Source organism: Cupriavidus pauculus (assembly GCF_022179805.1).
In the GTDB taxonomy this organism is placed as follows: Bacteria; Pseudomonadota; Gammaproteobacteria; order Burkholderiales; family Burkholderiaceae; genus Cupriavidus; species Cupriavidus pauculus_E.
Genome location: NZ_BPUO01000008.1, coordinates 253,943 through 277,434 on the forward strand (window position 1 = coordinate 253,943; position 23,492 = coordinate 277,434).

19 protein-coding genes and 1 tRNA gene are annotated in these 23,492 nt (G+C 66.1%); 14 read left to right on the top strand and 6 right to left on the bottom strand.

From position 1 onward, the window contains the following. Positions 1-101: 101 nt before the first annotated feature. Entirely contained in the window at positions 102-908 is an 807-nt protein-coding gene (locus MFF62_RS18685) for an IclR family transcriptional regulator domain-containing protein (protein WP_238264614.1), read from the top strand. Between the two features lie 192 nt (positions 909-1,100). On the opposite strand, the gene MFF62_RS18690 is transcribed toward MFF62_RS18685, so the two are convergent. Further along, entirely contained in the window at positions 1,101-1,709 is a 609-nt protein-coding gene (locus MFF62_RS18690) for a glutathione S-transferase family protein (protein WP_238264615.1), read from the bottom strand. A gap of 262 nt (positions 1,710-1,971) precedes the next feature. Here MFF62_RS18690 and MFF62_RS18695 point away from each other — a divergent pair, with 262 nt between their 5' ends. From MFF62_RS18695 to MFF62_RS18710, 4 genes are all read left to right on the top strand, one after another. Next, positions 1,972-2,955, top strand: coding sequence for a 2-keto-3-deoxygluconate permease (locus MFF62_RS18695; protein WP_238264616.1), 984 nt, complete (start codon positions 1,972-1,974; stop codon positions 2,953-2,955). After that, entirely contained in the window at positions 2,952-4,166 is a 1,215-nt protein-coding gene (locus MFF62_RS18700) for a four-carbon acid sugar kinase family protein (RefSeq protein ID WP_238264617.1), read from the top strand. The genes MFF62_RS18695 and MFF62_RS18700 overlap by 4 nt, the downstream gene beginning before the upstream one ends. 27 nt (positions 4,167-4,193) lie before the next feature. After that, positions 4,194-5,195 (top strand): 4-hydroxythreonine-4-phosphate dehydrogenase PdxA, encoded by a 1,002-nt coding sequence (pdxA, locus tag MFF62_RS18705; RefSeq protein ID WP_238264618.1) that lies wholly within the window; start codon positions 4,194-4,196, stop codon positions 5,193-5,195. A 65-nt stretch (positions 5,196-5,260) separates the two neighbouring features. Beyond that, on the top strand, positions 5,261-6,043 hold the full coding sequence (locus MFF62_RS18710; protein WP_238264619.1) for a DeoR/GlpR family DNA-binding transcription regulator: 783 nt from the start codon (positions 5,261-5,263) through the stop codon (positions 6,041-6,043). A gap of 12 nt (positions 6,044-6,055) precedes the next feature. On the opposite strand, the gene MFF62_RS18715 is transcribed toward MFF62_RS18710, so the two are convergent. After that, a complete protein-coding gene (locus MFF62_RS18715; RefSeq protein ID WP_238264620.1) occupies positions 6,056-7,048 on the bottom strand; it encodes an FAD:protein FMN transferase in 993 nt (330 codons plus the stop codon). A gap of 267 nt (positions 7,049-7,315) precedes the next feature. Between MFF62_RS18715 and nosZ the strand changes: the two genes are divergently transcribed. From nosZ to MFF62_RS18745, 6 genes are read left to right on the top strand one after another with little or no spacing between them, the layout of a single operon-like run. Next, positions 7,316-9,238 carry a TAT-dependent nitrous-oxide reductase gene (gene nosZ / locus MFF62_RS18720; protein ID WP_238264621.1) on the top strand — a complete coding sequence of 641 codons (1,923 nt, stop codon included), beginning with the start codon at positions 7,316-7,318 and terminating at the stop codon, positions 9,236-9,238. Positions 9,239-9,292: 54 nt separating this feature from the next. Further along, complete coding sequence (locus tag MFF62_RS18725; RefSeq protein WP_238264622.1) at positions 9,293-11,488, top strand: NosR/NirI family protein; 2,196 nt, start codon at positions 9,293-9,295, stop codon at positions 11,486-11,488. Further along, the gene (locus tag MFF62_RS18730; RefSeq protein WP_238264623.1) at positions 11,485-12,759 is read left to right on the top strand and encodes a nitrous oxide reductase family maturation protein NosD; all 1,275 of its coding nucleotides are present in this window, start codon (positions 11,485-11,487) and stop codon (positions 12,757-12,759) included. Before MFF62_RS18725 ends, MFF62_RS18730 begins: the two co-directional genes overlap by 4 nt. Then, positions 12,746-13,687: an ABC transporter ATP-binding protein gene (locus tag MFF62_RS18735; RefSeq protein WP_238264624.1), complete on the top strand. Its 942-nt coding sequence runs from the start codon at positions 12,746-12,748 to the stop codon at positions 13,685-13,687. Before MFF62_RS18730 ends, MFF62_RS18735 begins: the two co-directional genes overlap by 14 nt. Beyond that, a complete protein-coding gene (locus MFF62_RS18740; RefSeq protein WP_238264625.1) occupies positions 13,674-14,498 on the top strand; it encodes an ABC transporter permease in 825 nt (274 codons plus the stop codon). The genes MFF62_RS18735 and MFF62_RS18740 overlap by 14 nt, the downstream gene beginning before the upstream one ends. Beyond that, positions 14,495-15,031, top strand: a complete 537-nt coding sequence (locus MFF62_RS18745; RefSeq protein ID WP_238264626.1) for a nitrous oxide reductase accessory protein NosL — start codon at positions 14,495-14,497, stop codon at positions 15,029-15,031. The genes MFF62_RS18740 and MFF62_RS18745 overlap by 4 nt, the downstream gene beginning before the upstream one ends. Positions 15,032-15,061: 30 nt before the next feature. On the opposite strand, the gene MFF62_RS18750 is transcribed toward MFF62_RS18745, so the two are convergent. After that, a complete protein-coding gene (locus tag MFF62_RS18750) occupies positions 15,062-15,724 on the bottom strand; it encodes a hypothetical protein (protein WP_238264627.1) in 663 nt (220 codons plus the stop codon). 218 nt (positions 15,725-15,942) lie between these two features. Here MFF62_RS18750 and MFF62_RS18755 point away from each other — a divergent pair, with 218 nt between their 5' ends. Both MFF62_RS18755 and MFF62_RS18760 read left to right on the top strand, forming a co-directional pair. Next, entirely contained in the window at positions 15,943-17,664 is a 1,722-nt protein-coding gene (locus tag MFF62_RS18755) for a beta strand repeat-containing protein (protein ID WP_238264628.1), read from the top strand. Between the two features lie 119 nt (positions 17,665-17,783). Continuing rightward, positions 17,784-19,031, top strand: coding sequence for an autotransporter family protein (locus tag MFF62_RS18760; protein WP_238264629.1), 1,248 nt, complete (start codon positions 17,784-17,786; stop codon positions 19,029-19,031). Here MFF62_RS18760 and MFF62_RS18765 read toward each other — a convergent pair. The 3 genes from MFF62_RS18765 to rpoD form a co-directional block, all read right to left on the bottom strand. Then, a complete protein-coding gene (locus tag MFF62_RS18765; protein ID WP_238264630.1) occupies positions 19,012-20,436 on the bottom strand; it encodes a methyl-accepting chemotaxis protein in 1,425 nt (474 codons plus the stop codon). The two genes, MFF62_RS18760 and MFF62_RS18765, sit on opposite strands and share 20 nt — an antisense overlap. A 255-nt stretch (positions 20,437-20,691) precedes the next feature. Further along, positions 20,692-20,770, bottom strand: a tRNA-Ile gene (locus tag MFF62_RS18770). 16 nt (positions 20,771-20,786) lie between these two features. Beyond that, the gene (gene rpoD / locus MFF62_RS18775; protein ID WP_238264631.1) at positions 20,787-23,066 is read right to left on the bottom strand and encodes an RNA polymerase sigma factor RpoD; all 2,280 of its coding nucleotides are present in this window, start codon (positions 23,064-23,066) and stop codon (positions 20,787-20,789) included. On the opposite strand from rpoD, the gene MFF62_RS18780 reads away from it, so the two are divergent. Continuing rightward, positions 23,056-23,415, top strand: a complete 360-nt coding sequence (locus MFF62_RS18780; RefSeq protein WP_238264632.1) for a hypothetical protein — start codon at positions 23,056-23,058, stop codon at positions 23,413-23,415. The genes rpoD and MFF62_RS18780 overlap by 11 nt on opposite strands. Positions 23,416-23,492: the final 77 nt, after the last annotated feature.

Here is a 23,492-nt window from a genome sequence, read left to right on the forward strand (position 1 = left end):
ACGTTCCGCGAACAAATGTTCGCAAAACGCCTATCATACGGATCGGGCACGAGGACGCAAGTCAGGTCTGACCCGCAGATACCCCCCATTTCCGATTCCACATGCCGCGCAGCGACGCCCTGACCTCCGAAGACGCCATCGACATTCCCAAGAAGGAAGAACTGCTCGATTCCCTGACCAAGGGCCTGGCACTGCTGCGCCTGTACGCCACAGGCGTGGAGCGCCTGACCATGCAGGACGTGGCCGAACAACTAGACGTGACGCGCGCCGCCGCGCGCCGGCTGCTGCTGACGCTGGCACACAACGGCTATGTGGCGCAGCAGGGACGTCAGTTCGTGCTGACGCCAAAGGTGATGGACTTGGGCTACGCCTACTTTGCGTCGATGAACCTGCCGCAACTGGCGCGCCCCTACCTGCAGGCGCTGTGCGCCGAGGCCGGCGAAAGCTGCTCGATCGGCATGCTCGATCACGAATCGGTGGTGCTGGTGGCGCGCGAGGAACCGCGCCAGTTGCTGCGCGTGGACATGGCCATCGGCCGCCGCATGCCGGCCTACGCCCATTCGCTGGGCCGCGTGCTGCTCGCGGGGCTCGACGACGAGGCACTCGCTGCCTACCTGGCCGACGCCGAGCTGCGCAAGCTCACCCCGTTCACGATCAGCTCACGCCCGGCCCTGGCCAAGAAGCTCGCCCAGGTGCGCGCCGACGGCTATTGCACGTTGGTTGGCGAACTCGTCGATGGCTTCGCGGGCATCTCCGTGCCGCTACGCGACCAGACCGGCAAGACCGTGGCGGGCCTGGGCCTGAGCATGGTGCTGGGCAGCCGCGACCAGGCCTATCTCGAACAACACTACCTGCCGCCGCTACGGCAAGCCGCCGCGCAGATTGAGGCGATCCTGAAGGCGCGCTGAAGATATTCGCAGCCCCAATGAAAGAGCCCCGCTGGCCGGGGAGGTCGCGGGGCTGAAGTGGTAGCGGGGCAAGGATCCTTTTGCCCCGCCGGTATGCTGAGGCATCGCGGCTGATGCCACATCACCCGAATGTGGGGGTCTTGGTGGGGTATCGAACACGGTGGGACCAGTTGTGTCGTCAACCCTCCCGGCTCACTCGTGCGGCAGTGCCTGGAACGCCGGAAACCCCTCCACCGCTGCAGTGAACGCAGCCAGCGCCGGGTGCTCTGCCGGATCCACCTGTCCCGGCAGCATGGCCTGCGTAAACGTCCACACCACGGCCGCCGTCAGGCCGGCCTGGTCGAGCGCCTGCTCGTCGGCGGGCACGGGTACGGACTTCATCTCGGATTCCAGCAAAGCGAACGCGCTGACACGCTGGCCATTGACGCGCTCCACCCAAGGCTGGTGCACCTTTTCCGAAGGCCGCAGGTTGTGTTCGTAGACGTTCTGCACGGCTTTTTCGCAGGCGGCCAGCGCCACGCCGACGATGCGCAGCGCGCGCTGGCGTGCGGCCAGGTGCGCCGGCATCAGGCTGCGGCCGGCCAGCGCCTCGGCGTAATCGATGATCAGCGTCGAATCCATCAGCACCACCTCGTTGTCACAAACCAGCGTAGGGGCCTTGACCACGGGATTGATCGCGCGAAACTGCTCGAAGGTACGAAAGACCGATACCTGCTCCAGCTCATAGGGCAGGCCGAGCAGCCGTAGCGAAATCGCCGCACGGCGCACGTAGGGGGAATCGAGCATGCCGATCAGTCTCATGGTGGGCTCCTGGTTTCGATGGGTAAGCGGTGAATGGGCAGCAAGAGCCATACGATAGCGCAGGTGTGTGCTGCGAGGTCGCAAGCAGGGACGCAAGTGGCCAAATGATCATTTCGATCAAATTATTGATCAAACTAGTCAAATCCTGGCGATTGGCCTACACTTCGCCCCACGTTTGATCGATTCGATCAAGATCGATCAAAACCCGATCAAACGCCTGCGTACAACACAGTTGCCGCACCCCACGCGGCAGGAGACGACGATGCAGATTCATATCAAGCGCGCCATCGAGCGCGTGCCGGGCGGCATGATGATCGTGCCGTTGCTGATCGGTTCGCTGGTCGCGACGTTTGCCCCGGAGGGTCCGAAGTTCTTTGGTTCGTTCACCAATGCCCTGTTCACGGGCGCGCTGCCGATCCTGGCGGTCTTCTATGTCTGCATGGGTGCCAGCATCAGCATCAAGGCCACCCCCTACATCATCAAGAAAGGCGGCGTGCTGTTTGGCACCAAGGTTGGCACCGCCATCGTGCTGGGCGTGATCCTGGGCCACTTCCTGGGCGAGTCGCCGGTCAGCGCCGGCATGTTCGCGGGCCTGTCCACGCTGGCCGTGGTGGCCGCGATGAACGACACCAACGGCGGCCTGTACATGGCGCTGATGGGCCAGTACGGCAAGCCCGAGGACGTGGGCGCCTACTCGATCATGTCGCTGGAGTCGGGTCCGTTCCTGACCATGGTCACGCTGGGCGTGGCTGGTCTGGCTGCCTTTCCGTGGCCCACGCTGGTGGGCAGCATCCTGCCGCTGATGCTGGGCATGCTGCTGGGTAATCTCGACCGCGAGATGCGCGACTTCCTGAGCAAGGCCGTGCCGGTGATGATTCCGTTCTTCGCGCTGGCGCTGGGCGCCGGGCTGGACCTGCACAAGGTGTGGCAGGCCGGCATGCTCGGCCTGGGCCTGGGCGTTGCCGTGGTGATCGTGACCGGTTTCACGCTCTACATCGCCGACCGTCTGAGCGGCGGCACCGGCGTGGCCGGGGTAGCCGCGGCCAGTACCGCCGGCAACGCGGCAGCAGTGCCAACGCTGGTGGCGGCGGCCAATCCGGTCTATACCGAAGCCGCCAAGCACGCGACGATCCTGGTCGCAGCCTGCGTGGTGGTAACCGCCGTGCTGACCCCGCTGCTGACCGCCTTCGTGGCACGCCGCGTGGCGATGAAGTCCGGCGCCGCCTTGGCCAGGACCGCCGCATGAGCTGGCTGATCATCGCCGACGACCTGTCCGGCGCCGCCGACTGCGCGATTGGCTTTGCCGCGCACGGCGCGCGCACGGTGGTCACGCTGGACGCGGCCGCCGATGTTGGCGGTGCCCAGGTGGTGGCCACCGACGTCGACAGCCGCCGCATGGCGCCTGCCGACGCGGCCGCTCGCAATCTGTCGGCCTGGCTCCACGGCAATGGTGCCGATCGCCGGGTCTACAAGAAGATCGATTCCACGCTGCGCGGCAACTGGGCTGCCGAGACCGCCGCGCTGCAGCCGGTGGCCGGCCTGGCCATCGTCGCGCCGGCGTTTCCGGCCACGGGTCGCGTCACGCGCGACGGCCGCATGTTCGTCAACGGGCAACCGCTCGAAGACACCGATATCTGGCGCCTTGAGGGCCTGACCGGCACCGCCGACATGGTGGCACTGCTGGACGCTCAAGGCGTGCGCACCGCGCGCATTTCGCTGTACACGCTGCGCGCCGGCATGGCGGCGGTGCAGGACCAACTGAAGGCATGGCTCGGCCAGGGCTTCCAGGCCGTGGTGTGCGATGCCGAAGCCGAGCAGGACCTGCTGGCGCTGGCCCAGGCTTCGCTCGAACTCGACACCCCGGTGTTCTGGGTGGGATCGGGCGGCCTGGCGCGCGCGCTGGCCCAGGCGGCACCAGTCGCCAAGACTGGCACGGCAAGCGCCCCCGACTATCACACCGGTCCGATCCTGACGCTGGTCGGCAGCATGTCGGGCGTGTCCGGCAAGCAGGCCAGCTATTTGGTCGAGCGCGCCGGCATCGACTCGCTGGTGGTGCCGCCGCAAGCGCTGCGCGAAGGCGCCAGCCACGCGGACTGGACCGAGGCCGCGCGGGAAATCGCCGAATGCCTGGCGGCAGGCCGCGACATGCTGGTGAGCATCGGCCGCGACGACGCATTCGACCCGGCCGAAGGGCCGCAGCTGTCGACATCACTGGCACAGTTGATCCTGCCCAGCTTCCAGCACGTTGGCGGCCTGATCGCCACTGGCGGCGAGACGGCGCGTGCCATGCTGGCCGCCGCCGGCATCGGCGCACTGGCGCTGAAGCGCGAGGTAGAAGCCGGCGTGCCGCTATCCGAAACCACAACGGGCCCCACGCGCCGCATTGCCACCAAGGCGGGCGCGTTCGGCACCGAGGCCGCGCTTTGGCTTGCCTGGCAAGCCATGCGCCAAGATTGATTTTCCCCACGAACGGGACATGGACAAATGAGCGACTACATTCCGGTAATCGGCATCACGATGGGTGATGCCACGGGGATCGGCCCCGAAGTCATCGTCAAGAGCCTGGCGCACGACAGCGTCTACGCCCAATGCCGCCCGCTGGTGATTGGCGATGCGCGCCGGCTGGAACAGGCCGGCCGCCTGGTCGGCTCGGCGCTCAAGATGCGCGCGATCCAGTCGCCCGACGAAGCCCGCTTCGAGCAAGGCACCATCGACGTCATCGACCTGGGCCTGATCCCTGAAGACCTGCCGTTTGGCAAGCTGTCCGCCGTGGCCGGCGACGCCGCGTTCCGCTACATCGAGCGCGCCGTGCAGCTGACCCAGCAAGACAAGATCGATGCCATCTGCACCGCGCCGCTCAACAAGGAAGCGCTGCACGCAGGTGGCCACAAGTTCCCGGGGCACACCGAGATGCTCGCGCACCTGACCGGCACGCAGGAAGTGTCGATGATGCTCGTGGCGCCCCAGCTGCGCGTGATCCACGTGACCACGCACATCGGCCTGATGGATGCGATCCGCAAGATCGAGCCGGGCCTGGTGCGTCGTACGATCGAGCGCGGCAACACCACGCTCAAGCGCGCGGGCATCGCTGCACCGCGCATCGGCGTCTGCGGCATCAACCCGCATGCGGGCGAGAACGGCCTGTTCGGCCAGGGCGAAGAAGAGCAGAAGATCATTCCGGCCGTGGAAGCGCTGCGCGCCGAAGGCGTGGACGTGGAAGGCCCACTGCCGGCCGACACGCTGTTCTACCGCGCCGGCCGGGGCGACTTCGACCTCGTGGTGGCCATGTACCACGACCAGGGACACGGCCCCGTGAAGGTGCTGGGCCTGGAAGCAGGCGTGAACATCACCGTCGGCCTTCCGGTGATCCGCACCTCGGTGGACCACGGCACCGCGTTCGACATCGCCGGCAAGGGCATCGCCGACGAACGCAGCCTGCTCGAAGCGCTGCGTCAGGGCGCCGAACTGGCCACGCGCCGCGCCTGATCGCGCTGGCGCTGCTGTAAGATCGGGGATCATTTTTCGATCCCCCTTTTCATTCCGCCCCTGTCATGAAAGCCGCCGACCGTCGCCGCGCCATCCTCCAACTCGTGCTTGCGGGCGAGGAGGCCAACGTCGAACGCCTGACCGCCAGCCTGGGCGTGTCGGAAGCCACCGTGCGCCGCGACCTGACCGCGCTGGCGCGCGAAGGCCGCATCGTGCGCACCTACGGCGGCGCCGCCGCGCTGATGCAGGTGGGCGGCCACGAGCCCGAAGCCTCGCTCGAAGAACGCAAGGCGCTGCAGCGCGACCAGAAGGACGCCATTGCGCGCCTGGCGGCAAGCTACGTGCAGGACGGCGACGCGGTGCTGCTCGACAGCGGCACCACGGCCGCCGCACTGGCCCGCCTGCTGGCCGCGCGCGAAGACCTGCACGTCTACACCACCAACCTGCTGGCCGTAACGGCCCTGGCCGGGCTACCCAAGATCCGCGTCACGCTGATCGGCGGCGATGTCCGGCCGTCGAGCATGGGCACCTTCGGCCCGCTGGCACAGGTGGCGCTGTCACGCATCAGCGTCGACAAGGCGTTCCTGGGCGCCGATGGCGTCGTGGCCGGCGTGGGCCTGTGCGAGGCCAGCGCGGAACAGGCGTATCTGAAGGAATGCATCATCCGCCAGGCGGCCGACATCTTCGTGCTGGTCGATTCGACCAAGCTCGGCCGCGCGCGCCAGCAGCACTGGACCCCGCTCGAACGCGCCTGGACGCTGGTGACCGATGGCGAAGCCACGCCATCGCAGCTAGAGCCGTTCCACGCGCTGAAGCAGGTGACGGTGGCCGTGGCCGTGGCTGACTGAGCCATTAAGTCACTAAGCCAGGCGGCGCCGCATGCCGGCGGACATCCAGCGTTCGCCGGAAGCTTCCACCATCAGCGCCTCCACCCCAGGCATGCCGGCCAGCCAGCGCCGGGCAGCCCCCTGCCCCGCCACCATCATCGCCGGCCCCATGCCGTTGACTGCGTCGACATCGCGCGCCAGCAGCACCACGCCGCGCATGCGTTGTTCCGGCATGCCGGTGCGCGGATCGAGGATATGGTGATAGCGCCGGCCCGCCACCGTGAACGCGCGCTCGTAGTCGCCTGATGCGGCCACCACGGTATCGCCCTGCACACCGAGCACGCCAAGCAGCCTGTCCGGCGCCACGGGATCGCGCACGCCGATCCGCCAGCCTGTGCCGCCTCGCTGGCCGATGACCAGCACATCGCCGCCGCCATTGATCATGGCTGACGTCACGCCATGCGACTTCAGTACCGCCATGCCAGCCTGCAGAATCGGCAGCTTGGCGATGCCGCCCAGGTCGACGCGCATGCCCCTGCGGCGCAGGAACGCGGTCTGCCGGTGCGGGTCCAGCACAACATCGCGAAAATCCACGAGCGGCAGATCCCTGGCGATTTCATCGGCCGACGGCACCACGGGGATCGACTGATCAAAGCGCCAGGCCGTCAACGCGCCGACGGTCATGTCGAACGCGCCCTCGCTGCGCGCCGCTACCGCCTGCCCCGCGCTCAACACGCGCATCATCTCGGCCGGCACCACAACCGGCTGCAGCCCCGCCGACAGGTGCATGGCGTGCACCGCGTTGCCCAATTGGTAGCGGCTCATCATGTCCGCCAGGCGCGTCATCTCCGACCACGCAGCCCGCATCGCCGCATTCGCCACCGATGCGTCCACGCCATCGAGCGTGATGTCGACGCGCGTGCCCATCAGCGTGCGCGATGACTGCGCGATGCGCCCGCCGGCCATCGCCGGCAGCCATGGTGCGATGGCCAGCATCGGCAGCGCCGCGACGCACCTGCGCCGCATGGCTTCGCGTGCCGACCTCACTGTCGCCTGCTGCCGCATGACCCCGCTCCGTTTCCGTTTGTACGTCGGCCATTCTAGGAACGCACGAACCCGTGCGGCAAGCTGCGCGATGTGGATCAGATGAGAGTGTTGTTTGGAATCGCAATTCGCTTGAATCGTTGACCGCCATCAATCCCATTCCTCCGAAGTGCCATGAATATCTCGCCAGTTCCAGTGCGATTTCATGACAGGCCGGCGCTACCGGCCACTTTCCTCCCGAGGGTCTCAATGAGCAATCACAACGAGAACAGGAACGCTGCCGGCGGATTTGGGCGCCGCCAGTTCCTGGGCACGGCCGCCATGGCCGGTCTGGCAGGCATTGCCGCATGTTCCGACAAGAACACCGCCGTGGCCGGTGCCAGCAGCGAAGGCAAGCCCGCATCGGCGCCCGCGCATGGCGGCAGCGCCGCCGGGGTGCACCCGAAGCCCGGTGAACTCGACACGTACTACGGTCTCTGGAGCGGCGGCCACACAGGCGACATGCGCGTGCTGGGCATGCCGTCGGGCCGCGAGCTGCTGCGCATTCCGTGCTTCGTTCCCGATGCGCTGGTCGGCTGGGGCATCACCAACGAGTCCAAGCGGGTCATGGGCACCAAGCCGGATGGCTCGCTGCGCTACACCGTGGGCGACACGCACCACACGCACGCGTCGTACAAGGACGGCAACTACGACGGCCGCTACGCGTGGATCAACGACAAGATCAACTCGCGGATTGCGCGCATCCGGCTCGACTACTTCGTTTGCGACAAGATCACCGAACTGCCCAACGTCCAGGGCTTCCACGGCATCTTCCCGGACAAGCGCGACCCGGTGGACCCGGCCATCAACTACACCACCCGCGTGTTCTGCGGCGCCGAGTTCGCGATTCCGCTGCCCAACACGCCGACCGACGACGGCACGAAGTACCGCAGCCTGTTTTCGTGCGTCGATGCCGAGACCATGGCCGTGCGCTGGCAGGTGCTGATCGACGGCAACTGCGACCTCGTGGCCACGTCCTACGACGGCAAGCTGGCCGCCACCAACCAGTACAACACCGAGAACGGCGCGCACTTCGAGGACATGATGTCCGCCGAGCGCGATGCCTGCCTGTTCTTCAACATCGCCCGCATCGAAGCCGCCGTGAAGGCCGGCAAGTTCAAGACCTACGGCGACTCGAAGGTGCCGGTGGTGGACGGCACCCACGCCGCCAACAAGGACCCCAAGACCGCGCTGACCGCCTACGTCTCGGTGCCGAAGAACCCGCACGGCGTGAACGCCAGCCCGGACCAGAAGTACTTCATCTGCGCCGGCAAGCTGTCTCCCACGTGCACCGTGATCGAACTGTCGAAGGTGCTGGACTGGTTCGACGGCAAGATGGAAAAGATCGACGACGCCATCGTGGCCGAAGTGGAACTGGGCCTCGGGCCGCTGCACACCGCGTTCGACGGGCGCGGCAACGCGTACACCACGCTGTTCCTGGACAGCCAGCTCGTGAAGTGGAACGTCGACGCAGCCATCCGCTTCCACCAGGGCGACAAGAGCGCCAAGTACGTGGTGGACCGGCTCGACGTGCAGTACCAGCCGGGGCACGTCAACGCGTCACAATCGGAAACGGTGGCCGCCGACGGCAAATACCTGGCCGTGGGCTGCAAGTTCTCGAAGGACCGGTTTCTGCCGGTAGGGCCGCTGCATGCCGAGAACGAGCAGATCGTCGATATCTCGGGCGACAAGATGGTGCTGCTGGCTGATCACCCGGTGCGCGGCGAGCCGCATGACTTCATCATCTTCAAGCGCGACCTCGTGCAGCCCAAGCAGGTCTACACGATGGGCGATTTCCCGCTGGCGGTCAGCCCGGACCAGTCCGGCGTGACGCGCAACGGCCGGAAGGTCACCGTGCGCATGACGTCGCAGGCGCCGGTGTTCAGCCTGCGCGAGTTCAAGCTCAAGAAAGGCGACGAGGTGACGCTGATCCTGACCAACCTGGACAAGGTCGAGGACCTGACGCACGGCTTTGCGATCCCGAAGTACAACATCAACTTCATCGTGAATCCGCAGGAAACAGCCTCGGTGACGTTCATCGCGGACCAGCCTGGCGTGTTCTGGTGCTACTGCACGCACTTCTGCCACGCACTGCACCTGGAAATGCGTACGCGCATGATCGTCGAAGCCTGACCTTGCCCTGCCGGCCGCGTGTCCCACACGCGTGGCTGGCGGCGCCCCCGAGCCATGTCACTCCCTTCCGTCTTTCGCGCGGTCCTGGTGGCCGTGCTGTTTCTGGCCGCCCATGCGCGGCAGCCTGCCATGGCCGATTCGGCCTACGAAGCGCATCTGCCCGCCGACCTGTCGACCACACCCGACTTGTGCGCACGCGTGGCCTGCGGCGACGTGTTTCCCGGCGCAACTTCGTTCTCCACGCGCATGGGCCAGCCGCCCTACGTAGAGGCATACGGCCCGGCCGGCGCTGATGGCAAGCGGCCGAAGCTCGGCTACGTGATGCTGTCGACCGATATCACCGACACGCCGGCGTACTCCGGCAAGCCCGTGGTGACGCTGATCGGCATGGATAGCACCGGCCGCTTCGTCGGCATCCAGGTGCTCAAGCATTCCGAGCCCATCCTGCTGCTTGGCATTCCGGAAACCGCGCTGCCGCGCTTCAATGCGCAGTACCTTGGCAAGTCCGTGACCGACAAGATCGAGATCGGCAGCGCGCGCCCCGACGAGGGCGTGCTCGGCGTAGATGCCATCTCGGGCGCCACCGTGACCGTCATCGCCCAGAACCAGGTGGTGACGACTTCGGGTGCGGCGGTAGCCCGGCAAGTCGGCATATTGGCGCCGGTGCGGCGCGAGCCGGCGCGTTTCGCCTCGGCCAGCGTTCCGCCGAAGTGGAAGGACATGGTGGCCCAGGGACTGGTGCAGCGCCTGCGTATCGAGGCCAAGCAGGTTGGCCTGGAGGCATCATCGGAGCCGTTCATCGAGCTGTGGTTCGGTGACCTCAATCATCCCGATGTCGGCCGCGCAGTGCTGGGCGAACGCGGCTGGCAGAACCTGCGGCAGGGCCTGCGCGCGGGAGACCATGCGATCTTTGTGATTCGCACGGCGGGCCGGGAATCGTTCAAGGGCTCCGGCTTCGTGCGTGGCGGCCTCTATGATCGCGTGCAGATCCGCCAGGGCGATGACACCTTCACGTTTCGCGATCTCGACTACCTGAACCTCTACGGCCTGGCGCCCGACGACGCGCCGGCGCCCACCGAGTCGGCGATCTTCATCGTGCGTTCGAGCGCCTTTTCGGCGGCGTGGCCGTGGAAGCTGGTGTTCCTTGGCAATCGCGTCGACCGCGCCACCGGCGCGCGCACGTTCGCGAACTTCGACGCCGAGTACTGGCTACCCGCCAGCCTGCTCGAAGGCGGACGGCCCAAGGTGGAGACGCCCGCCCCGCCCTGGGTGCGGGTCTGGAAAAGCCGTGCCGTCGGCATCGGCCTGTTCGCCGTCTTCCTGATCGCCGTGGCCGTGGTGCACGCCCTGCGCGACAAGCTCACGCGCCGCGCCACCCAGCGTAACAAGTGGCCGGTCAATGCGTTCAAGTACAGCGCCTGGGCCGTCAGCATCGTATTCGTCGGCTTCGGGGCGATGGCCCAGCCGTCGGTCACGCAGGTGCTGACGTGGGTGCACGCGCTGCTGTTCCAGTGGCGCTGGTCGCTGTTCCTGTCGGACCCGTTCCTGTTCCTGTTCTGGATCTTTATCGCCGTTACCGTGCTGCTGTGGGGACGCGGGCTGTTCTGCGGATGGCTGTGCCCGTTCGGGTCGCTGTCCGAGGCGATGTTCAAGGTCGGCCGGCTGATCGGGCTCAGGCGCTTCCAGTTCCAGTTGCCGGCCAAAGTGCACCACACACTCAAGTGGCTCAAATACGCGGTGTTCGCCGGGTTGCTGGGCGTGTCGCTTCTGTCGATGGGACTGGCCGAGAAGCTTGCCGAGGTGGAGCCGTTCAAGACCACGTTCCTGGTTGGCATCCAGAACCGTGCGTGGCCGTTCGGGCTGTTTGTCTGCGCGATCCTGGGCGTGTCGCTGTTCGTGGAACGCCCCTACTGCAAGTACCTGTGCCCGCTGGGCGCGTCGCTGGCCATCCCCAGCATGTTCCGGCTGTTCGCGCTGCGCCGCAAACCCGATTGCACACGCTGCAAGGCCTGTGCCGTCGGCTGTGGATCACAGGCCATCGACGCGAAGGGCCGCATCGATCCGCGCGAATGCCTGCTGTGCCTGGACTGCATGGTGCTCTATACCGATACCCACGCGTGCCCGCCGCTGGCCAAGGAACGCAAGCGGCGCGAACGTGCGGGCCTGCCGGTGACGGCCATCGGCCGCGACGGGTACTACATCCCGATAGTGCCGGTTGCCGACACCACCGACAAGCAGGCATCGCCATGATCAACCGCCTCCGGCTCTCGCTGCTCGGCGCCGCGCTGCTGTCAAACCTGGCGGGCGCGGCCGTGATCGACGTGCGGCCCGGCGAATCGATCCAGCATGCCATCGCGGCGGCACATGCAGGCGACGAGATCCGGATTGCGCGCGGCCGCTACGCAGAGAACCTGCGCGTCGACAAGCCACTGGTACTGCGCGGCATCGGGCGGCCTACGATCAGTGGCGGGCTGCGTGGCAACACGATTACCGTGACCGCCACCGACGTGACGCTCGATGGCCTAATCGTCAGCGATTCGGGCGACAGCCTGAAGCATCAGGAATCCGGCATCTACATCATGCCGGGCGCGCACCGCGCCATCGTCTCGGGCTGCGAACTCACCTACAACCTGTTCGGGCTCTGGATCGAGAAAGCCAACGACGTGCGCGTGACGGGCAACGTGATTACCGGCAAGCGCGACTACCAGTCGTCGCAGCGCGGCAATGGCATCCAGCTCTACAACACGCGCGGCGCGCGCATCGTCGACAACCAGATCAGCTTCGTGCGCGACGCGCTCTACGTCGATGTCTCGCACCACGCGGTGTTTCGTGGCAACCGGCTGCACCACAGCCGCTACGGCAGCCACTACATGAATTCGTACTACAACCTCTGGGAGGACAACGACAGCTACCGCAACCGGGGCGGGTTGGCGTTGATGGAGGTACGCGACCAGACCGTGCGCAACAACCGCACGTGGGGCAATGCCGACCACGGCATCATGCTGCGCACGGTGCAGGACGCGGTGGTCGAGCACAACATCGTCGCCGACAACGCGCGCGGCTTCTTCATCTACGACGCCGAGTACATCACGCTGCGCGGCAACCTGGTGGTGGGCAACCGCGTGGGCGTGCACCTGTCGGCCGGCTCCACGCGCAACGTGGTTCAGCGCAACGACTTCATCGGCAACCGCGAGCAGGTGCGCTATGTAGGCGCCCGCGACGAGCGCTGGGGCGACGCGCCCGGGCAGCCCGGCGGCAATAACTGGAGCAATTACCTGGGCTGGGACCGCAATGGCGACGGCATTGGCGACGTGCCTTACGAGGCCAACGACGTGGTGGACCGCCTGACGTGGCAGCACCCTGCCGTCAAGCTGCTGTTCGCCAGCCCGGCTGTGCAGGCACTGCGCGTGGTGTCCCGGCAGTTTCCCGTCATGCGCGTACCGGGCGTGGTCGATGCCGCGCCGCGCATGACGCCCGATCACCCGCCCTCGTCATGGAGGCAGTGGCATGAAAAACCCTGAAGCCCACCGCGATGCGGCCGCAACGGTAGTGCTGCGCGACGTGGCCCGGCACTACGGCACTGTACGCGCCGTCGACGGCGTGAGCCTGCAACTACACGCCGGCGAGATGTTCGGCCTGATCGGCCACAACGGCGCCGGCAAGAGCACGCTGTTCAAGATGATGCTGGGCCTGGTGCCCGCATCGCACGGCACGATCGAGATCGACGGCGCCACCGTCGGCACCGCCGCTTTCCGTGCGGCGCGCCGCCGCATCGGCTACCTGCCGGAAAACCTCGTGCTCTACGACAACCTCGACGGACTGGAGACGCTGCGCTTCTTCGCCCGGCTGAAGGGCGTGGACCCGCGCGACTGCCCCGCCCTGCTCGACCGCTTCGGACTGACGCACGCGGCGCGGCGCCCGGTGCGGGAGTACTCGAAAGGCATGCGCCAGCGGCTGGGCTTTGCGCAGGCGCTGCTGGGCGCGCCGCGCGTGCTGTTCCTGGATGAGCCCAGCAACGGCCTGGACCCGCTGGCGCTGCGCGACGTGCACGCGATCCTGCACGAGCAGCGGCAGGCGGGCGTCACCATCGTCATCACTTCGCACATCCTCAGCGAACTGCAGGAGCGCGTGGACCGTCTGGCGCTGCTGGTCAACGGCAAGGTGCAGGCGCTGGGTACGGTTGCCGCGCTGCGCGCGAGCCACAGCACGCCGCTGCGCATCGACGTACGCATGGTGCCCGGCACACTGCCCGTGATCCTGCGCAGACTGGAGGCGCTTCCCGAGGTGGGCTTCGACGGCGCCGGGCTGGACTTGCGACTCGACTGTCCGCGCGAAGGCAAGATGGCGCTGATCAACCTGCTGGCCGATTGCATCGACGACCTGCGCGTCGTCGAGCCCACGCTGGAAGACGCGCTGTTTGGCACGGAGGCCCGCCATGCCGTGCATTGAATGGCGCCAGATCGCCACAGTGGCGCACAAGGAATTCCGCGACCGGCTGCGCAATCGGTGGGTACTGGCCATCGCGCTGGTCTTCGCGGCGTTCTCGCTGGTCATCGGCTACTTCGGCGGCGCGCAACAGGGCGAGATCGGCATGCGCTCGGCCGCATTCGTGGTGGCCAGCCTGGTCAGCCTGGCGATCTACCTGATTCCGATGATCGCGCTGCTGCTGGGATTCGACGCCATCGTCGGCGAGCGCGAGCGCGGGTCGCTGGACCTGCTGCTGTCGTACCCGGTCACGCACCTGGAGCTGCTGCTGGGCAAGTACCTGGGCCTGGCCGCGGCGCTGACGCTGTCGACGCTAGCCGGCTTTGCCACGGTGGGCGGGCTGCTGTTCGCGCGGTTCGGCCCAGACATGCTCGCGCAGTTCCTGCGCTTTGTCGGCAGCGCCGTGCTGCTGGGGCTGGCGTTCCTGAGCATCGCCGTCTTGCTGTCGGTGGTGGCGCGCGATCGGGCCCGCGCGTCGGGGCTGGCCATCGCGCTCTGGCTGTTTTTCGTGCTCGTCTTCGACCTGCTGCTGCTTGGCGTGCTGGTGGCCACCGGTGGCGGGCTTGGCGATGCGGCCGTGGCCGCGATGCTGCTGCTGAACCCGGCCGACCTGTTCCGCATCGTCAACGTGTTTTCGCTGGACGCCGTACGCGACCTGTACGGTCTGTCCAGCGTGGTACCGGCCGCGCTGGCCAACCCTTGGGCACTTGCCGGCGCCATGCTGGCGTGGATCGCCGCGCCACTGCTGCTTGCCATCTGGAGATTCCGCGCATGACCTCGATCCGATCAGCCCGTCGCCAGTTGCTTGGCGGACTGGCCCTTCTTCCACTGCACGGTCTGCTGACCGCGTGCTCGCCCAAGGCGTCGGTTGCGATCTCTCCCGCTGCATTCGATGCGGCCACCACGTGCGACCTGGACGGCATGCTGCTGGCCGACTACCCCGGCCCGAAGGCGCAGATCTTCTTCGGCGAGCAAACGCGCCCCGTCTGGTACTGCGACACCGTGGAGATGTTCAGCACGCTGTTGCGGCCCGAGCAGGTTCGCAAGGTCACCGCCGTGTTCACGCAGGACATGGAACTGGCCGACTGGGAGCAGCCGCGCGGGCACTGGTTCGACGCCCGGACCGGCTTCTATGTGGTGGGCAACGCGCGCCGTGGGTCGATGGGCCCCACTATCGCCGGGTTCCGCAAGGAAGACGCGGCGCGCCGGTTTTGCGACGCCCATGGCGGCAAGGTGCTGCGCTTTGCCGAGGTGACGGCCGACATGGTGGACCTGAGCGGCGGCGCCATGCACGACCATCGCATGTGAGGCTTGCCTCATCGACGGGTGCATGCAACGTCACCACAGTCCTGGCGGTTCGTCGAACACTCGCTCATTTGTCGATTTTTGCATTTTAATTTGATTCGCAGAAAGAAATCTTTCAGTAACGGTCTCTGCCGCCGCACCCAACAATGAAACCCCGGGATTCGACAAGAACAAGGGGCACGCCATGGCTGGCTGGCGCACGACTGAGCACCGGAGACCCACACACAGGCACACGCCACCGCCCGGGATACGCGTGCGCGGTATCTGCCTAGGAACGGCTGCGGCGGTCGGGCTCGGTGGCGTCCAGACTTCGCCCGCGGTCGCACAGGTGACGAATCGCTGCGGCACCGACATCTCCAGCACATTCCCAGGCGGTCTGATCTGCACCCCGGCCACCGGCACGCCGGCGGACATCGGTGTATCGGCCGGCTCTGTATTTGGCTCCCTGGCCGGGTCCAGCATCCGTGCGACCGCGCGCGAGGCCAACGTATCGGTGACCGTGAACGAATCGACGATCACGAACAACTCGGCCACCGCCAATGCCAGCGCCGTGCAGACCCAGGTGCTCGGTGGACTTGGCGATTCCACGGTTACGTTCGACGGCGGCACGACCAACGTCACGCTCGGCGGCGTCAATGCGCTCGATGGCGCGTCGGCCACCAACAACACGCTCGGCGCCGCCACAATCACGGTCACGGCCGGCACCACGCTCAACATCACGAACGGGGTCAATGGCAACGAGCATGAAGGGCTGGACGCCAACGCCACAGGTGGGGGCGCGGCCAACGTGTTCCACAAGGGTGCCGGCGAGATTTCCGTGGTGGGCGGCAATGGCATGTGGGCCAAGACCACCGGCGCAGGTGCCGCCACCGTGGAGGTGGCGCAAGGTGTCTCCATCGTCGTCGACAACACGAATGGCGTGGAAGACCCCAGTGATCCGGGCCCCGAGGCTGGCCGCGCGAACCACGCCGGCGTGCGCGAAGAATACGGGCAGTGGCAGCGTCACGATCACCAACGGCGCGAACGTCCGCGCAATCGAGGAGAACGCGTTCGGCATCCTGGCCGAAGCGGTGACCGGGCCGATCTCCATCGCGAACACCGGCACCATCTCCACGAACGGCACGGCCGGCAGCGGCATCCGGGCCAGCAGTACTGGCGGCGCGGTTACCATCGTCAACAGCGGCGGCGTGACTACCACGGGCATACAGGGACACGGCATCTATGCCATGGGCGGCCTGGCGGGCGGCGATGTGCAGATCGTCAACAACTGCACGCTGACCGTGGGCAGCGCCACCAATGCCGGCGCGGCCGAGGGCTCGCGCGGCATCTATGTGATTGCCCGGGGCACGGGCAACGCCCAGGTCATCGGCACGGGCGACATCAACGTGATTGGCGCGCTGAGCACGGGCCGGGCGTACGGCATCATCATGTCGGCCGAGAACGGTACGGCGGTCGTGGACTACAGCGGCGCCATCTCGGCGTCTGGCGACGGTTCGGGAGCCATCCGGGCCCATTCGAATACGAACGCGGTGTCGGTCAACTACAGCGGTACCCGCCTCGAAACCTTCAATGCCAATGCCAAGGGCATCTACGCCACCAACAACTCGGCCACCGCGCCGGTGTCGATCAGCGCGGGCGGCACGATCATCACCCATGCCAACAATGGTGGCAGCGACGGTTCGGCGGGCGGATCGTTCGGCCTGCAGGCCACCACGCTGGGCAGCCTGGTCAGCATCACCTACACGGGGCCACTGATCGACGTGAACGGATCGGGCGCCGTCATCGTGGCCGGCTCAGCGTTCGGCGGCGGTACCGGCACGGGCACGGTCACCATCTCGAATGCGGGCGCGCTGCTGGCGCGCGGCAACAACCAGCGCGGCCTGTGGAGCTACTCGGCCACGGATGCGCACCAGATCGTCAACACGGGATCGATCCAGACGCTGGGCAGTACGAACTCGCAAGGCATTGTGGCGCAGGGTACCGGCGCCGCGACGGTTTCGGTCGCCGGCAACGGCACCATCCAGACCATCGGCAACAATTCGTCGGGCATCGAGGCCACCACGCAAAGCAACGTCGACGTGGGCAGCAGCCAGCCGATCTCCGCCGGGTGGGGCACTAGCGCCGCCATCCTTGTGGGAGGCCCGGCCCAGTCGGTGACGAACAGCGGGAGCCTCTCCGCACTGAGCGACATCGCCGTGCAGGCCGACTCGGGCGCGGCCGGCAGCCTTATCTTACGGAACACGGGCCAGATGACCGGCATCGTGACCGCCGCGACATCGTCCACGCAACTGACGAACAGCGGCCAGTGGACCCTGCGCAGGTTCCAGGACAGCACGGGATCGGGCCAGCGCGACGCCTGGCAAGTGGCCATCGCCAACCCGGGCACCAGCCAGGCCAACATCATCGACAACAGCGGCACGTTGCTGCTTGCACCGCAGCCCGGCAGCAGCGCGACGATTCGCGCGCCGGCGGATGCCATCGTCAGCTTCGACACCACGGGCGCCTACCTGCCACTCGGCCAGGCCGCAAACACCCCCCACGCAGGGTGGCGCCGTGCAAGGCCAATTGCTGTGTGTGAAGACGTTCACAAACAACGGCATCGTCGACGTTGCTGGCGGCGGCACCGCTGTCGGTAATGTGCTGCTGATTACGGGCGGACAGACGGCCGGCGCCAACGGCGGCGGCACCTTTGTCTCCAACGGAGGGCCACTCAAGCTCAATGCCGTGCTGAATGAAGGCGGCGCTAACAGCCGACATGCTCGTCGTGGACGCCAGGTCCACCGGGGCGCGCGGCGCCACCCGCATTGCCGTGAACAACGTGGGCGGCGACGGCGCGCTGACGCAGGGCTCGGGCATCGCCGTGGTGGCACTCACGAATCCATCGCCCTCCGCCAGCGACCCCAACGCGTTCGCGCTGAACGGCCGCGCGGTGGCCGGCGTCTACGAGTATGGGTTGTTCCGGGGCGACCAGAACGGCGCGAATCCCGACGTCTGGTACCTGCGCTCCGAACGCGGGGCCGCACCCACCCCAAACCCGCAGGCACTGTACCGGCCCGAAGTGGCCGCCTATCTGGCCAACCAGAGGCTTGCCGGCCAGATGTTCGTGCACAGCCTGCACGACCGGCTGGGCGAACCGCAGTATGTGGAAACGCAAGGCTTCACCAAGCCCGACGACAAGCCACGGGCCGGCTGGCTGCGCGTGGTCGGCAACTGGCAAGGCAGTCGCAGCAAGGATGGCATCAACAAGACCAGTACCGACGCCTTTCTGCTGCATGGCGGCCTCGAGATCGCCAAATGGCAGGTGGGTTCGGAAACGGATCGCGCGCACGCGGGCCTGATGGCCAGCTATGGCAACGCAAGCACCTCCGCCGACGCCGCCGGCAACGTGTTCCACGCGAAGGGCAAGGTCGAAGGCTGGAGCGTGGGCGCCTATGGCACGTGGTACCAGAATGACGAGAACCGGCTGGGCACCTACGTCGATACGTGGTTCCAGTACGGCTGGTTCACCAACCGCGTGGAGGGCGACCTGCTGCCCGCCGTGAAGTACAACGCCCAGGGACTGGGGCTGTCAGGCGAGGTCGGCTACGCGCTGCCGCTGCGCGATGGCTGGGTGGCGGAGCCGCAGGCGCAACTGATCTACGTGGACTACAACGAGGACGACATCACCGAGCCCAACGGCACGCGCGTGCGCGGCACCGACAGCTCCGGCATCATCACCCGGCTGGGCATCCGCACCCATCGCACCTACGAGCGCACCGACGGCCGCAAGTACCAGCCCTACGTGACCGTGAACTGGTGGTACAGCGACACCGACAGCAGCATCTCGTTCAACCAGGTGCCGGTGGGCACGCTCTATCCGCACAATCGCCTGGAGCTGAAGCTCGGGTTGAACGCCGACCTCGGCAAGGGCTTCACGGCCTGGACCAACGTGTCGGGATCCTGGGGGCAGCAGAGCTACTACCAGTACGCGGTGCGGGTGGGGCTCAAGTACGCATGGAAGTAAGCCCCGCGCCAGCACCCCTGAGATTGAAGCGATCCACCACCGCGTTCAGTCGCACCGCCTGGCTCTTGAGGCTTTCGGCTGCCGCCGCGCTCTCTTCCACCAGCGCAGCGTTCTGCCGGGTCGTATCGTCGATATGGGCCACCGCTTCGCCCACATGCCCGACGCCCTGCGCCTGCTGATCGGTGGAGCTTGAAATCTTCCGGATCAGTTCGCTGACGCGACGCGCCTTGCTCACGATATGCGTCATTCCGCCATGCGCGGCGGCTACCTGCTGCCTGCCCTGCTCCACGCACGCGCTGCTTTCGCCGATCAGCTCGCGAATCTGGCGCGCCGCCGTCGACGTGCGATGGGCCAACTGCTGGACTTCGGTGGCCACCACCGAGAACCCACGGCCGGCTTCCCCCGACCTGGCGGCCTCCACCGATGCGTTCAGCGACAGAATATGGGTCTGCAGCGCGATGCTGTCGATCAGGCTCGTGATCTCCGCGATCCGGTCGGCCGAGGCCGAGATGCCGTCCATCGTCTGTACCACGCGCCCGACCGCTTCGCCACCTTCGGTCACCGCGTCCGATGTTTCGCCCGCCAGTGCATTCGCTTCGCCGGCCGTTTGCGCGGCATTCTGCACGGCGGCGTGAATCTGCTGCATCGATAAAGCGGTCTGCTGGACGTCCCACGCCTGGCGCTCGGTGCGCTCGCTCAGATCGATACTGCCGCTGGCGATTTCCGACGCGGCATCCTCAACCGCCATGGCGGCCGTGCGCACTTCCGACATCGCCCCCGCCATCCGCGTGATGGCCGCCTGCAATGCCACTGCCGTCGGGACGCTGACCGCAACGTGCGTCACATCGAGGCAAATCCGCTCGCCGCTATCCACCTGCGCCACCAGCGCCGACAACTCCGCGCCTTCCACGGCAGCCCGCCGCAACTGCAACGCCAGCACTATTTCGATACCGGTCTGCACGACCACGTACACGGCATGCAGCAGCACGCGCGCAAAGTCGGCCGAGGAAGTGCAGTAGAACGGAAAATTCCACGCTTGCAGGCGATCGAACAGGATATGGTGAACCGCGAACAGCGCTGCGGTAAACACCAGCGGACGCCAGTCGCGATACACGAGCAGCAGCCCCAGCAGCACGAAAACGCCAAAGTGGAATTCCGTCGTGCCGTGCGACAACTGGATATGCAGTACGACCATGCCCACGTTTGCCGCAGTCAGCACAGCCCCACTCAGCCGCGTGCCGCGCGCCACGGCGAATACCCCGGCGCCGGCTGCCACCAGCCCCACGGCAACCGTCAGCGCCAGTGTCAGCGTGTAGTAGTGCAGGCCGATGGCGACAGCCGCCGCTGCCGAGCACAGCATCGTCAGCAACATCGCCATGTCGGCCCAGCGGGCAATATCGCTCAAGGCGGCCTGTCTGGATGTCAGCGGTTTGCCCGCCGCATTGGCTCCGGCAGACGGAGCGCGATCTTGCAACATGTTTAGTTCCTTCGATATTCAGCCGCGTGCACGACACGCAAGGCACCGGCACGCACTGAATACTTAACGGGAACGAAACCCTAAGCTTGAGGAGTCAACATCGATGCTTGGCGGCCAAGTACCGCCCCGGCAAAAAAGAAGGGGTTACGGCATAACCGTAACCCCTTTTTCTACAACGCAAGTTGGTGGGCCTCCCGTGAGTCGAACACGGCACCAACGGATTATGAGTCCGCTGCTCTAACCAGGCATGAGCTAGAGGCCCTTAGAAGGCGTGATACTTAGCTGCCTTCCAGGAAGCTCTTCAGCTTGTCGGAGCGGCTCGGGTGGCGCAGCTTGCGCAGTGCCTTGGCCTCGATCTGACGGATACGCTCGCGGGTGACGTCGAACTGCTTGCCGACTTCTTCCAGCGTGTGGTCCGTGCTCATTTCGATACCGAAACGCATGCGCAGCACCTTGGCTTCGCGCGGCGTCAGGCTGTCCAGCACGTCCTTGACCACGTCGCGCATCGAACCATGCAGCGCCGCTTCGGCCGGGGCCAGCGTGTTCGTGTCTTCGATGAAGTCGCCCAGATGCGAATCGTCGTCGTCACCGATCGGCGTTTCCATGGAGATCGGTTCCTTCGCGATCTTCATGATCTTGCGGATCTTGTCCTCGGGCATCTCCATCTTCTCGGCCAGCGTTGCCGGATCCGGCTCGTTGCCGGTTTCCTGCAGGATCTGGCGCGAGATCCGGTTCATCTTGTTGATCGTTTCGATCATGTGAACCGGAATACGGATCGTACGAGCCTGGTCGGCGATCGAACGCGTGATGGCCTGGCGAATCCACCACGTGGCGTACGTGGAGAACTTGTAGCCACGGCGGTATTCGAACTTGTCCACCGCCTTCATCAGGCCGATGTTGCCTTCCTGGATCAGGTCCAGGAACTGCAGGCCACGGTTGGTGTACTTCTTCGCGATCGAGATCACCAGACGCAGGTTGGCCTCGGTCATTTCACGCTTGGCCTCGCGGGCGCGCTTCTCGCCTTCGGACATCTTGCGATTGACGTCCTTCAGCTCCTTCAGCGGCAGCACCACGCGGGCCTGCAGGTCGATCAGCTTCTGCTGCAGCTCGTGCACGGCCGGCACGTTGCGCTCGACGATGATGCTGTAGCCCTTGTTGTCGGCGACGATGGTCTCGATCCAGTCCAGGTTCGTCTCGTTGCCCGGGAAGCGGGCGACGAAATCCGAACGCGGCATGCCGCATTTGTCCACCACGATGTTCAGGATGGCGCGTTCCAGCTTGCGGACTTCGTCCACCTGGCCACGCAGCGTGTCGCACAGGCGCTCGACGTTACGCGCGGTGAAGCGGATGCCCATCAGCTCGGCCTGGATCGCTTCCTGGGCCTTCACGTACGGCTTGGACTTGTAGCCTTCTTTCTCGAACGCACGGCGCATCTTGTCGAACTGCTCGGCGATCACACGGAATTTCTCCAGTGCGGCAACCTTGAGTTCTTCGAGCTGGCGTGCCGAGGCACCGGCGCCGGCACCGCCGTCGTCGTCCTCGTCTTCCTCGCCCTCTTCACCGTCTTCCTCGGACTCCTCGTCCTCGTCATCCGCCGCAGCGGCCTGGGCGGCCGGCGAGTTGTCCGGCATTTCCTCGGCGTTCGGGTCGATCAGGCCATCGACGAATTCGTCGATCTTGATCTCTTCGTTGGCCACGCGCTCGGCGCTGGCCAGGATTTCCGAAATCGTGACCGGGCAGGCCGAAATGGCCATGACCATGTCTTTCAGACCGGCTTCGATACGCTTGGCGATCTCGATTTCGCCTTCGCGCGTCAGCAGCTCCACCGTACCCATTTCACGCATGTACATGCGGACCGGGTCGGTGGTACGGCCAAATTCGGAGTCGACGGTCGACAGCGCGGCTTCGGCTTCTTCCTCGGCCTCTTCCTCGCTGGTGGCCGACGGGGCGTTGTCGTTCAGCAGCAGCGTCTCGGCGTCCGGCGCCTGTTCGTAGACGGCGATACCGATGTCGTTCAGCGTGGCGACCAGCGTGTCGATCGTTTCCGAATCGACCATGTCGTCCGGCAGGTGATCGTTGATTTCCGCATAGGTCAGGTAGCCACGCGACTTGCCCAGCTTGATCAGCGCCTTGAGCTTCTGGCGGCGGACCTCGAGTTCTTCTTCACTACCAGCCTGATTGGAAGAAGCAAACTCCTTGAGCAGCGCCTTTTCCTTGGCCTTGCGGTCCTTGGCCTTCTGCTTCTCGGTCTTGGGAGCCGCCGCGGGCGTGGCGGGCGCGTCGTTGTCGTAAAGCTCTTCAGTCACGTCTTCGGTTGTGCTGTCTTGCTGCATCTCGGCCTTAGGCTTGCGGCCACGCTTCTTCGGCTCCGGCTTGACTGCCGGCGCTGCGGGACGCTCGGATGCTGCGGGTGCGGGAGTTGCGGCACGGGCCTTCGGCGCGGTTGCAGCGGCGCCTGCCTTGGCGCTGCTGGTCCGGGTGCCGGCCGTCGTTGCCGCACGCTTGCTCTCGACTTCGGTATTCTGCTGTTTCGCCACGGTGATACTCTTGCCTTTCACTGTTGCAGCGGCATTGCTGCCGCTTGTATTGGCGCTGCTGCTGCTCTCGCGTGCCGAAGTCGAGGGCTTTGAATTTTCGGATGTGCGATTCCTGGCGGAAGTGGTTCCGGCGGGCACCGAAGTGCTCCCCGCGGACTTTGCTGGCGCAGACCGGGCTGATGTCGTCCTGACTGACGCGGTCGATGTCTTCGCCGCCGTTGTGTTCACGGACGCCTTGCCGCTCCCTGATTGGGGAGCTTTGGAGGGCACCTTCTCGGCTGCCCTTTCGGTTGCTTTGGCCTTTGCCATTGGCACGCTCACTTTCGCCAGTAATGGAGAGAGATTTCGCAATCCAAACCGGGCATTGTAGCACGTCGCCAATCCCCGGCTTCCTGTCAGGTGGGGTTTTCACCTGAAAAATCAAGGCTTAAGCGATTAGACCCCCGA

Excerpts from the sequence above, each read along its gene's own strand:
- MFF62_RS18740 (WP_238264625.1), top strand. The coding sequence starts at position 13,674 with ATGCCGTGCATTGAATGGCGCCAGATCGCCACAGTGGCGCACAAGGAA.
- MFF62_RS18715 (WP_238264620.1), bottom strand. The coding sequence starts at position 7,048 with ATGCGGCGCAGGTGCGTCGCGGCGCTGCCGATGCTGGCCATCGCACCA.
- MFF62_RS18710 (WP_238264619.1), top strand. The coding sequence starts at position 5,261 with ATGAAAGCCGCCGACCGTCGCCGCGCCATCCTCCAACTCGTGCTTGCG.
- MFF62_RS18755 (WP_238264628.1), top strand. The coding sequence starts at position 15,943 with ATGGCGTGGAAGACCCCAGTGATCCGGGCCCCGAGGCTGGCCGCGCGA.
- MFF62_RS18725 (WP_238264622.1), top strand. The coding sequence starts at position 9,293 with ATGTCACTCCCTTCCGTCTTTCGCGCGGTCCTGGTGGCCGTGCTGTTT.
- pdxA (WP_238264618.1), top strand. The coding sequence starts at position 4,194 with ATGAGCGACTACATTCCGGTAATCGGCATCACGATGGGTGATGCCACG.
- MFF62_RS18695 (WP_238264616.1), top strand. The coding sequence starts at position 1,972 with ATGCAGATTCATATCAAGCGCGCCATCGAGCGCGTGCCGGGCGGCATG.
- MFF62_RS18690 (WP_238264615.1), bottom strand. The coding sequence starts at position 1,709 with ATGAGACTGATCGGCATGCTCGATTCCCCCTACGTGCGCCGTGCGGCG.
- nosZ (WP_238264621.1), top strand. The coding sequence starts at position 7,316 with ATGAGCAATCACAACGAGAACAGGAACGCTGCCGGCGGATTTGGGCGC.
- MFF62_RS18685 (WP_238264614.1), top strand. The coding sequence starts at position 102 with ATGCCGCGCAGCGACGCCCTGACCTCCGAAGACGCCATCGACATTCCC.
- MFF62_RS18745 (WP_238264626.1), top strand. The coding sequence starts at position 14,495 with ATGACCTCGATCCGATCAGCCCGTCGCCAGTTGCTTGGCGGACTGGCC.
- MFF62_RS18760 (WP_238264629.1), top strand. The coding sequence starts at position 17,784 with ATGCTCGTCGTGGACGCCAGGTCCACCGGGGCGCGCGGCGCCACCCGC.
- MFF62_RS18730 (WP_238264623.1), top strand. The coding sequence starts at position 11,485 with ATGATCAACCGCCTCCGGCTCTCGCTGCTCGGCGCCGCGCTGCTGTCA.
- MFF62_RS18700 (WP_238264617.1), top strand. The coding sequence starts at position 2,952 with ATGAGCTGGCTGATCATCGCCGACGACCTGTCCGGCGCCGCCGACTGC.
- MFF62_RS18735 (WP_238264624.1), top strand. The coding sequence starts at position 12,746 with ATGAAAAACCCTGAAGCCCACCGCGATGCGGCCGCAACGGTAGTGCTG.